Here is a 10,212-nt window from a genome sequence, read left to right as displayed (position 1 = left end):
ACCGACTTGCCCGAGCCGGTGGTGCCGGCCACGAGCAGGTGCGGCATGCGGGCGAGGTCCGCGATGATCGGCTCGCCGCCGATGTTCTTGCCCAGGCACAGCGCGAGCTTGTGCTTGCTCTCGCAGAAGTCGGGGGCCGACAGGAGTTCGCGCAGATAGACGGTCTCGCGCATCTCGTTCGGCAATTCGATGCCGATGACGTTGCGGCCGGGCACGACGGCGACGCGGGCGGAGACGGCGGACATCGAGCGCGCGATGTCGTCGGACAGGCCGATCACGCGGCTCGACTTGGTGCCGGGGGCGGGCTCCAGCTCGTAGAGGGTGACGACGGGACCCGGCCGCACGGCCAGGATGTCGCCCCGCACCCCGAAATCCTGCACCGTCTGCTGGAGGTTGAGCGCGTTCTGCTCCAGCACGTCGGCATCGACTTCCTCGCTCTCGCTCTCCTCCGGCAGGGCGAGCAGTTCGAGGGAGGGATACTCGTAATCGGCGTTCTCGAACGCCGCCACGGCCAGGTGGCGGCCGGCCGGGATCAGGTGGCTGCGCGGCTCCGGCAGGACGGCGCGCGGCGCGACCACCGGCAGCGCCGGGGCAGGGGAGGGGACCTCGGGAGCAGGCTGCACCTCGATCTCCGGCGCGCCCGCGTCGACGGGCTCCGCGACCGCCTCGGCGGCGGGGATCTCGGCCTCGGGAACCGCCTTGGTGCGCAGGAGGACGGGGCGCGGCGCGATCGGCAGGGCGGCCGGGCGGGGCGGAGCGAGGGCGGCCATCACGGCCGGAGCCGCTTCGGGCGCGGATGCCATGTCGGCCGATGCCGTGGCCTCCGGCGTCGCGGGCGGGCGGGCGGGGCGGATCGCGGCGCGGGCCGCCATCGCCGAGAGGGCATTGCGCGCCGCGGGGGGCGCGACGGGGGCCGGAGCGGGCGCGGAGCCGGGGCCGAAGACCAGGGACAGGGAGGGGCGGGCGGCCGGCGTCGGCACGGTCCCGGCGGGGGATGCTTCGACGATCGCCGCCTCGGGCGCCGACGCGCTGCCGACGTCCGGAGTGTTCGCCGGGCGCGGGGCCTGCATGTTCTCGAAGCGCACGAGACGCTCCAGCACGTAGACCGGGTTCGGCGGCAGCGAGCGCAGATGCGAGATGTCGAGCGGCATCGAGACGAACCGCGACACAGGGATGGCGGAGGCGACGGCCGCAGGCGCGACCTCGACGGGCGGCTCGGGGAGGGCGGGCGGGGCGGTCTCGGCCTGGATCGCGGCCCAGACCTCGGCGGAGGTCCAGTCCGGGTTGTCGAACCAGGGCTTCACCGCCGACCAGTCGGGCAGGTCGGACCAGTCCCGCTCCTCGGCCGCAGGGGCCGGGATCGGCAGGGCCGCGGCGGGGATCGCCGTTGCGGTGGCCGCGTCCGCCCCCCGCGTCGGGCGGCGGTCGGGCGTGCGGAAGAAGCGGACGCCGGGGGGCGCGACGAAGGGCTGGCGCCACAGGGGCAGCGGGGCCTCGGGCGGCGGGGCCGCCGCGGCGACCGCGGCCTCCTCGGCGGCGCGCTCGGCGGCGACGCGCTCCGCCTCCTGCTCCGCGGCGGCAGCGAGGAGGGCGGCCTGGGCCTCGGCATGGGCGCGGGCGAGCGCCTCGCGCTCCGCGTCGAGGGCGCGCTGGCGGCGCTCCTGCAGGATCGTGTCGGGCGTCCGCGTGTAGCGCACGGAGGCCGGCACGGGAGCGGGGGCCGGAACCGGCGCGGGGGCGCCCTCGGGCGTGATCGCGGCGGGGCGGCGGGGCGAACGGATCAGGACGCCGGGCCCCGAGGCAGCGACGTCGATGCGGCTCTCGGGCCGGGCCGGCGGCTGTGTCAGCATGTCGGGATGCGCCCGGTCGTCGAAGACGTGCTCGGGCCAGGCGCCCGTCGAGGCGGTGGACCAGGTCTCGCGCGGGGCGGCCGCGTCCCCGGCCTCGTGCGACCAGTCCGGCTGCGGGGGCACGTAGCGCGGCACGTCCGGCGGCACGGGGACCGGCTCGCCGGCACGGTCGCGGCCGACCAGGGCCTGCGGCGCGGTGAGCCAGCTCGGCGCCGGGCGGGTTCCGGCGATGGCGTAGCTGGGACGCGGCGTGCCCGCGAGCCGGCGGGTCAGGCTCGCGCGGAGCGACATCAGCCGGTTGGCGAGGGCGCCGATCGACAGGCCGGAGCGGTCACCGCCCCGGCCGGGGCGGGAGGGATCACGGAGAGAGTAGGGAGGCCGTCCCGATGCGCGCATGGGTTCTCAGGATTACTCTGAAACGGGGGTCCGCCCGCGGGGGCGGCTCCCCGCCAGTTAGGCCGATCGTCGTTAACAGACGCTTGAACCGGCCCGCCCGGGCCCGGCCTTCGGCCGATCCGGTCCGCGGCGTCGGCCTGCCCTGCGGCCCCTCCCCTGGAGGCCGGAGCCTGCCCGCACTACCCTCTTCCCCTCGACCACCCGTCACCTGAGGTCCGCTGCCGCCGTGCCCGAGCCCGCCACCCCGAGCTTCCGCTCGCTCTACCGCCACGGCCTGGCCCGGGTCGCGGCCTGCACCGGCCGCAGCCACCCGGCCGAGCCGGCCCGCAACCTGCAGGAGATTGTGAGCCTCGCAGGCGAGGCGCACAGGAAGGGTGCGGTGCTCGCCGTATTCCCCGAGCTCGCGCTCTCGGCCTACGCGATCGAGGATCTGTTCCTGCAGGACACGCTCCTCGACGCGGTCGAGGCGGCCGCGGTCGACCTCGTCGCGGCATCGGGCGCGCTTCGCCCCCTCCTCGTGGTCGGCGCGCCGCTGCGCTGGCGCAGCCGCATCTACAATTGCGCCCTGGCGGTTCAGGGGGGCCGGCTCCTCGGAATCGTGCCGAAGAGCTACCTGCCGAATTACCGGGAATTCTACGAGAAGCGCCACTTCGCCTCCGGTGCCGGGATCGCGGGCGAGACGATCCGGGTCGGCGGCCTCGAGGCGCCCTTCGGCACCGACCTGATCTTCGAGGCCGAGGATTTGGCGGGCCTCAGCGTCGGGATTGAGATCTGCGAGGATCTCTGGGTGCCGGAAGGGCCGGGAATGCGTGCGGCGCTCGCGGGCGCGAGCGTCCTGGCCAACCCCTCGGGCAGCCCGATCACCGTCGGCCGGGCGGATGCCCGCGAGCTGCTCTCGCGGGCCGCCTCGATGCGCGGCCTCTGCGCCTACGTCTACGCGGCGGCGGGGCTCGGCGAATCCACGACCGACCTGTCCTGGGACGGGCAGACCAGCGTCGACGAGCTCGGGCAGCGGCTCGCCGAGGGCGAGCGCTTCGCGGCCGGCCCCCTCGTCACCTTCGCCGACATCGACCTGGAGCGGATCGCGCAGGACCGTCTCCAGTCCGGCAGCTTCGACGACAATGCCCGCACCCGCGAGGGGACCTACCGGCGCGTCCCCTTCCGCGCCGACCCGCCCGGGGACGATCTCGGCCTGATGCGGGCCATCGAGCGCTTCCCCTTCGTGCCGGCCGACCCCGCCCGCCTCGCGCAGGATTGCTACGAGGCCTACAACATCCAGGTGGCGGGGCTCCTGAAGCGCCTGGAGGCGACGGGCACGAGGAAGGTCGTGATCGGCGTCTCGGGCGGCCTCGACTCGACGCACGCCCTCATCGTGGTGGCCAAGGCCCTCGACCGGCTCGGCCTGCCGCGCTCTAACATCCTCGCCTACACCCTGCCGGGCTTCGCCACCTCGGACGCGACCAAGGGCAACGCCCACGCCCTGATGAAGGCGATCGGCTGCACGGCCGCCGAGATCGACATCCGCCCGGCCGCCCGCCAGATGCTGACCGACATGGGCCACCCGTTCGGGCGGGGCGAGGCGGTCTACGACGTCACCTTCGAGAACGTGCAGGCGGGCCTACGCACGGATTACCTGTTCCGCCTCGCCAACCAGAACGGCGCCATCGTGATCGGCACCGGCGACCTCTCGGAGCTCGCCCTCGGCTGGTGCACCTACGGCGTCGGCGACCAGATGAGCCATTACGGCGTCAACGCGGGCGTGCCCAAGACCCTGATCCAGCATCTGATCCGCTGGGTGATCGGGACGGGCCAGTTCGAGGCCGAGGTGGGGCGGATCCTGCAGGCGATCCTCGACACCGAGATCTCGCCGGAACTCGTGCCGGCGGAGGCCGATGCGGGCCCGCAGAGCACGGAGGCCAAGATCGGCCCCTACGCGCTGCAGGATTTCAACCTGTTCTACACGCTGCGCTACGGGTTCCGGCCCTCCAAGATCGCCTTCCTCTCGCTCCACGCCTGGGGGAACCGGGAGGCCGGGATCTGGCCGCCGGACTTTCCCGACGCGAAGCGCGGCGCCTACGAACTCGCCGAGATCCGTCACTGGCTCGGCGTCTTCCTCGGGCGCTTCTTCGGCTTCAGCCAGTTCAAGCGCTCGGCCCTTCCCAACGGGCCGAAGGTCTCGGCCGGGGGCGCCCTCTCTCCTCGAGGCGACTGGCGAGCGCCCTCGGACGCGAGCGCCGCGATCTGGCTCGCCGAACTCGAGCGCAACGTTCCCGAAACCTGATCGACACAAACGCGACGGATTGTGCGACTATGCCTCGCCCGGTCCTGACCCCGCGATTCACGGCCTTCGGGCCCCGCGGGAATCCGTGCCGCTGCAGGAGCCCGGAACGCTTCGGCCGGTGATCTACCGGCCCGCGCGCTCTCCGGCGGCCAAGCGGAGGTGAGCCGATGCGAAGCTACAACCTGTTCCGGCTCAAGAGCGTCGAGGGCCTGTGCTGCGCCGTGCCGGAAGCCTGCGCCGTGCCCGCCTTCCTCGGCGGAGGCCGCTGGACCTTCGGCGGCAAGCTCGACGACCATGGCCCCGCCCCCCTCGATTTCGACGGCCGGGCGGCCGACACGGCGATCCGCTTCAACGGCTTCTACCTGTTCCAGACGGTGGACAGACGCTTCACCTGCCCGTGAGACTTGCGCGGGTCTGGGATCGCGGCGAGCATTCCTTAAGGGCTGCCATGCGAGGTTGCGGCCGCTGACGGATCTCTAGAGGCCGACCGATGTCGGAAAACCGCAAGGAGGCGCGCCAGAGGGTCTTCCTCAAGGGGCGCATCATCTTCAACAACAACGCGTCGAGCATGGATTGCCTCGTGCGCGACCTGTCCTCCGCAGGCGCTCGCCTCGCGCTCAGCGAGACGACGACGCTGCCGGAGATGTTCGATCTCTACATCCCGCAGAAGGAGCGGACCTACCGCGCCCATCTGCGCTGGCGGCGCCCGGACGGAATCGGGATCACCTTCGTCGACGAGCCGGCGCGGCCGGAATCGGCTGCCGCGGCGGCGCCTGCGGCTGAGGACGCCTCGATCGCGGTACTGCTGCGCCGGGTGAGCGAGCTCGAGGCGGAGAACGCGACCCTCCGCCGGCTGCTGGCCACGATGGCGCAGGGCAGCCCGCCCGCGAGCGCCGCCTGAGCCTCAGGAGGGGTCGGCCGCACCGAACGCGAACGGGGTGAGGGCTTCCCGGTCCTCGCCGAATGAGCCGCGCCCCTGAGCCTCTCCGGACCGGGAGAGGGAACCCGCGCCCCACCCGGCCGCGGCGGCCTCAGCCCTCGCCGGCCTTGAGCGCCGCGCGGATGCGCTCGGCATGCTCGGCGAGCAGGTCGGGATCGGCCATGCCGCCCTCGTGGCGCTTCAGCGGCACGCCCTCGCGGCGGGGCACGATGTGGACGTGCAGGTGGAACACCGTCTGCCCGCCAGCCGGCTCGTTGTACTGGAAGATCGTCAGCCCATCCGCGGCGAAGGCCGCCTTCACGGCCCGCGCCACCCGCTGCACGCTCGCCGCGAGCGCGGCGAGGGAGGCCGGATCCGCGTCGAGGAGCCCCCGCGCCGGCGCCTTGGGGATCACGAGCGTGTGGCCCTCGCCCTGAGGCATCACGTCCATGAAGGCGAGGGTGGCCTCGTCCTCGTAGACCTTGTGGGCCGGGATCTCGCCCCGGAGGATCCGAGCGAAGATGTTGTCCGGGTCGTAGGGCGCGCGCGGCGCCGGGCTATCGGTCGTCATGGCGTCTCCGGAATGTCGCGCCCGCACGATGCACGCGGCGCCGGCCCGCGTCCACGGGAGCGCGTGGCCCGATTCCGCCCGAACCCGCGCCCCTCCCGCGGCGTTGTGCCACCACGCATGACGGCAAGGCTTGGCCGGCGAGATGTCCGGTCGTCAGGGAAACGGAGAGCATGGCCCACGAGAGCACGAGCGCCATCTACACCGCGGCGGGCGCCAACCTCGCCATCGCGGCCGCGAAATTCGTCGGCGCCGTCCTCACGGGCAGTTCCGCGATGCTCGCCGAGGGCGTTCACTCCCTCGTCGACACCGCGAACCAGATCCTGCTCCTCGTGGGCCTGAAACGGGCGAAGAAGCCGGCCGATACGCGCCACCCGTTCGGCTACGGGCGCGAGGTCTACTTCTACGCCTTCATCGTCGCGCTGTTCATCTTCCTCGGCGGCGGTGCCTTCGCGATCTACGAGGGCATTCACAAGATCGGGCACCCGGAGCCCGTCGAGAACGCGGTCATCCTCGGCCATCACGTCTCGGGCTTCTGGGTGAACCTCGCGATCCTGGGCTTCGCCGTCGCGGCGGAGGGGTATTCCTGCTACGTCGCAATCCGGTCGTTCTGGGCGGAGAAGGGCGAGCGCCCGCCGATCACCGCGATCCGCCGCAGCAAGGACCCCGCCCTGTTCACGGTGCTGGTGGAGGACGTCGCGGCGCTCCTCGGCCTGATGATCGCGATCATCGGCGTGGTGCTCTCGGATGTGCTCGCAATGCCCGTCCTCGACGGCTGGGCCTCGATCGGGATCGGTCTCGTCCTGATCGGCATGGCGATCTTCCTGATGATCGAGACCCACGGCCTGCTGATCGGCGAAGCGGCCGATCCCGAGATCGTGGCGGCGATCCGGGAGGTAGCCCGCGCCGAGACCGGCGTCCACCACGTCAACGAGGTGCTGACGCAGCATCTCGGCCCCGACGACATCCTGGTCAACGTCAGCCTCGATGTGGACGACGGCCTCAGCGCCGGCGAGGTCGAGCGCATGGTCGAGCGCCTCGACCAAGCCCTCAAGGGGCGGCACCGCAAGGTGCGGCGAGTCTTCGTGGAGATCCAGGCGCGCAGCGCGGCGGAGGCGCAGATCCGGGCCGTGCAGGCCGCGCGGGCCTGAGTCAGATCCCCTCGCCGTAGATCCCGTCGCGTTCGGCCAAGGCCGCGATGATCGCCGCCTCCAGCGCCTCGGGCTTCGCCTGGGGTGGGTAGCGCCCGATCACGCGGCCGTCGCGCCCGACGAGGAACTTCGTGAAGTTCCACTTGATGGCCTGCGTGCCGAGCAGCCCCGGCATCTCCGCCTTGAGATGCACGAAGAGCGGATCGGCATTCGCCCCGTTCACCTCGACCTTTCCGAGGACGGGGAAGCTGACCTCGTAGGTCAGGCTGCAGAAGCGGGCGATCTCGTCCGCGTCGCCGGGCTCCTGCGCGCCGAACTGGTTGCAGGGAAAGGCGAGCACCGCGAGACCCGCCTCGCGGTGGCGGCGCCAGAGCGCCTCCAGCCCTTCGTATTGCGGAGTGAAGCCGCATTTCGAGGCCGTGTTGACGATGAGCACGACCTTGCCGCGGTAGCGCTCCAGCGGGTGGGGGGTGCCGTCGGCGGCCTCGGGCGTGAAGTCGTGGATCGTGCTGCTCATGGGGCCCCCTCATGCCCTGCGGAGGACGCCCGAGGGAAGAGGCGGGCGTCCCTTCGGTCAGGCGGCGGTGCGCCGCTCGACCAGCCGCGCGAGGTAGGCGCTGCCGAGCGGGATGATGCTGTCGTCGAAATCGAAGGCGGCATTGTGCAGGCCGGGTCCCGGCGTGCCGCCGAGCCAGGCATAGGCGCCGGGCACCGCCATCACCATGTCGGCGAAATCCTCGCTGCCCATGCGGGGCACGCAATCGGCCTCGACGTTCTCGGCGCCGAACAGTTCGGTGGCGATTTCGGCTGCGGCCGCCGCCTGCTCGGCGCGGTTCTCGAGGACCGAGAACGTGTCGCGGATCTCGACCTCGATCTCGGCGCCGTAGGCCGCGGCGAAGCCCCTCGCCAGATCGCGGATGCGGAGGCCGGCCATCTCCCGGATCGCACCGTCGAAGGTCCGGATCGTGCCGGCGAGATGGGCGGCTTCGGGAATGACGTTGTAGGCCGCGCCCGCGTGGATCTGGGTGATCGAGACGACGCAGGATTTCAGCGGATCGGCGTTGCGCGAGACGATCGACTGCATGGCCTGCGCGAGCGCGGTCGCCACCACGATCGGGTCGATGCCCCGTTGCGGCTCGGCGGCGTGCGCGCCGCGCCCCTGGATGCGGATGTCGAAGAAGTCGGCCGCCGCCATGATCGGGCCGGTCCGGGTCTTGAGGCGGCCGTGTGGGCCGTTCGGGGCGTTGTGGAGCGCGTAGATCTCGTCGACGGGGAAGCGCTCGAACAAGCCGTCGCGGATCATGGCGCGGGCGCCGCCCAATCCTTCCTCGGCCGGCTGGAAGACGAAGATGGCGGTGCCGTCGAAGTCGCGGGTCTCGGCGAGGTAGCGGGCGGCGCCGACGAGCATCGTCGTGTGCCCGTCATGCCCGCAGGCGTGCATTTTGCCCGGCACCGTCGAGCGGTAGGGCAGGTTCGTCGCCTCCTCAATCGGCAGCGCGTCGAGTTCGGCCCTGAGCCCGATCCGCCGGCCGTTGTCGGAGCGGCCCTTCAGCACGCCGACGACGCCCGTGCCCCCCAAGCCCCGGTGCACCTCGATGCCGTAGCCCTGCAGCAGGTCGGCGACGATGCCGGAGGTCCGCACCTCCTCGAAGCCGATCTCCGGGTGGGCGTGGATGTCGCGGCGGAGCGCCGTCAACTCCCCGGCATAGGTCTTGATGCGGTCGATCGGACTCATTCTCCGGTCTCCTCTCCGGCCTCCTGCCCGCAGGCGCGGCGGAACGGCGTCAGGGTGTCGAGGGCGTCCACGGCCTCCTCGACGTGGGCGCGCTCGCGCTTCAGGTAATCGGCCACCGCCCGGCGCAGGGCCGGGTCGGCGATGTCGTGGGCCGAGTGCATCAGCACCGGGCGGTAGCCCCGCGCGAGCTTGTGCTCGCCCTGGGCGCCGGCCTCGACGCGCTTGAGCCCACGCTGAATCGCGAAGTCGATCGCCTGATAATAGCAGACCTCGAAGTGCAGGAACGGATGGTCCTCGGTGCAACCCCAGTTGCGCCCGTAGAGGGCGGCGTCGCCGATGAGATTGAGGGCGCCGGCGATCGGCCGCCCCGCGCGGGAAGCGAGGATCAGGAGGACTCGGTCGGCCATGCGCTCGGACAGGAGCGAGAAGAAGCGCCTGTTCAGGTAGGGCCGGCCCCATTTCCGGCTCCCCGTGTCCATGTAGAACTGGAAGAAGGCGTCCCAGTGGGACTCCTTGAGGTCCGAGCCGGTCAGGTGCTCGATCGTGACGCCGGCCGACACGGCCTCCCTGCGCTCGCGCCGGATCGCCTTTCGCTTGCGGGAGGCGAGCGCGGCGAGAAAGTCCTCGAAGCTCGCGTAGCCCCTGTTCTCCCAGTGGAACTGCTGGTCGGTCCGCTGCAGGAAGCCGAGCGCCCCGGCCTGCTCCCACTCGCGCGCGCGCATGAAGGTGACGTGGATCGAGGAGGCCTGCGCCTCGGCACGCAGGGCCCGCAGGCCGGCGACGAGACCGGAGACGGCGACGTCCGGGTCCTCGCCCGGCGCGATCAGGAAGCGCGGGCCGGTGACGGGGGTGAACGGCACGCTCACCTGCAGCTTCGGATAATAGCTGCCGCCCGCCCGCTCGTAGGCGTCCGCCCAGCCGTGGTCGAACACGTACTCACCCTGGGAATGGGACTTCAGGTAGCAGGGCGCGACGCCGATCAGGCGCTCGCCCCGCTCCACCGCCACGTGCAGCGGCAGCCAGCCGCTGCGGCGGGAGACGCAGCCCGAATCCTCGAGCGCCGACAGGAAGGCGTGCGAGACGAAGGGATTGAAGGTCTCGTCGCCGGCCGAGAGCGTCTCGGCCGAGGTGGCGCAGGCATCCCACGCGGCGGCCCCGATCTCCCCGAGGCCGGTGACCGCGCGAACCCGAAGCTCCGCCGCAGCGGCCTCGGCCGCACTCCCGCGTTCGTCCATGCGGGCCAATCTAGACACCCGGGGAGGGTGGGCAAGCGGAGGGGCGGGGAGGCGAGGTCGCAGGCCTTCCGCGATCC

The 10,212-nt window shown here is 72.2% G+C and carries 9 protein-coding genes; 4 read left to right on the top strand and 5 right to left on the bottom strand.

The annotated features are described in order from the left end of the window. Positions 1 to 2,246: DNA translocase FtsK (locus J2X36_RS19085; RefSeq protein ID WP_310352693.1), on the bottom strand; the 2,246-nt coding region annotated here is incomplete at its 3' end. Between the two features lie 226 nt (positions 2,247 to 2,472). On the opposite strand from J2X36_RS19085, the gene J2X36_RS19080 reads away from it, so the two are divergent. The 3 genes from J2X36_RS19080 to J2X36_RS19070 all read left to right on the top strand — a co-directional run bounded on the left by J2X36_RS19080 (position 2,473) and on the right by J2X36_RS19070 (position 5,428). After that, complete coding sequence (locus tag J2X36_RS19080; protein WP_310352690.1) at positions 2,473 to 4,527, top strand: NAD(+) synthase; 2,055 nt, start codon at positions 2,473 to 2,475, stop codon at positions 4,525 to 4,527. A gap of 167 nt (positions 4,528 to 4,694) precedes the next feature. Next, positions 4,695 to 4,928, top strand: a complete 234-nt coding sequence (locus J2X36_RS19075) for a hypothetical protein (protein ID WP_109895240.1) — start codon at positions 4,695 to 4,697, stop codon at positions 4,926 to 4,928. Positions 4,929 to 5,017: 89 nt separating this feature from the next. Next, positions 5,018 to 5,428, top strand: coding sequence for a PilZ domain-containing protein (locus tag J2X36_RS19070; RefSeq protein WP_132253463.1), 411 nt, complete (start codon positions 5,018 to 5,020; stop codon positions 5,426 to 5,428). 130 nt (positions 5,429 to 5,558) lie between these two features. Here the strand turns inward: J2X36_RS19070 and J2X36_RS19065 are convergent, their stop codons facing one another. Then, positions 5,559 to 6,017, bottom strand: coding sequence for an HIT family protein (locus J2X36_RS19065; RefSeq protein WP_132253461.1), 459 nt, complete (start codon positions 6,015 to 6,017; stop codon positions 5,559 to 5,561). 170 nt (positions 6,018 to 6,187) lie between these two features. Here J2X36_RS19065 and J2X36_RS19060 point away from each other — a divergent pair, with 170 nt between their 5' ends. Further along, positions 6,188 to 7,165, top strand: coding sequence for a cation diffusion facilitator family transporter (locus J2X36_RS19060; protein ID WP_132253458.1), 978 nt, complete (start codon positions 6,188 to 6,190; stop codon positions 7,163 to 7,165). Between the two features lies 1 nt (position 7,166). Here J2X36_RS19060 and J2X36_RS19055 read toward each other — a convergent pair whose 3' ends face one another. From J2X36_RS19055 to J2X36_RS19045, 3 genes are read right to left on the bottom strand one after another with little or no spacing between them, the layout of a single operon-like run. Continuing rightward, positions 7,167 to 7,682 (bottom strand): glutathione peroxidase, encoded by a 516-nt coding sequence (locus J2X36_RS19055; protein ID WP_245516528.1) that lies wholly within the window; start codon positions 7,680 to 7,682, stop codon positions 7,167 to 7,169. A gap of 57 nt (positions 7,683 to 7,739) precedes the next feature. Beyond that, a complete protein-coding gene (locus tag J2X36_RS19050) occupies positions 7,740 to 8,900 on the bottom strand; it encodes a M20 aminoacylase family protein (RefSeq protein ID WP_310352686.1) in 1,161 nt (386 codons plus the stop codon). Then, complete coding sequence (locus J2X36_RS19045; protein ID WP_310352683.1) at positions 8,897 to 10,135, bottom strand: GNAT family N-acetyltransferase; 1,239 nt, start codon at positions 10,133 to 10,135, stop codon at positions 8,897 to 8,899. The genes J2X36_RS19050 and J2X36_RS19045 overlap by 4 nt, the downstream gene beginning before the upstream one ends. Positions 10,136 to 10,212: the final 77 nt, after the last annotated feature.

The organism is Methylobacterium sp. BE186 (genome assembly GCF_031457035.1).
GTDB classification, from domain to species: Bacteria; Pseudomonadota; Alphaproteobacteria; order Rhizobiales; family Beijerinckiaceae; genus Methylobacterium; species Methylobacterium segetis.
The sequence above is the reverse complement of the archived record's forward strand: the minus strand, read 5'-3'. Positions and strand labels throughout refer to the sequence as shown.

What these genes read in the sequence shown, in the direction of transcription:
- J2X36_RS19065 (WP_132253461.1), bottom strand. Translation starts at nt 6,017, where the DNA reads ATGACGACCGATAGCCCGGCGCCGCGCGCGCCCTACGACCCGGACAAC.
- J2X36_RS19075 (WP_109895240.1), top strand. Translation starts at nt 4,695, where the DNA reads ATGCGAAGCTACAACCTGTTCCGGCTCAAGAGCGTCGAGGGCCTGTGC.
- J2X36_RS19070 (WP_132253463.1), top strand. Translation starts at nt 5,018, where the DNA reads ATGTCGGAAAACCGCAAGGAGGCGCGCCAGAGGGTCTTCCTCAAGGGG.
- J2X36_RS19050 (WP_310352686.1), bottom strand. Translation starts at nt 8,900, where the DNA reads ATGAGTCCGATCGACCGCATCAAGACCTATGCCGGGGAGTTGACGGCG.
- J2X36_RS19060 (WP_132253458.1), top strand. Translation starts at nt 6,188, where the DNA reads ATGGCCCACGAGAGCACGAGCGCCATCTACACCGCGGCGGGCGCCAAC.
- J2X36_RS19045 (WP_310352683.1), bottom strand. Translation starts at nt 10,135, where the DNA reads ATGGACGAACGCGGGAGTGCGGCCGAGGCCGCTGCGGCGGAGCTTCGG.
- J2X36_RS19055 (WP_245516528.1), bottom strand. Translation starts at nt 7,682, where the DNA reads ATGAGCAGCACGATCCACGACTTCACGCCCGAGGCCGCCGACGGCACC.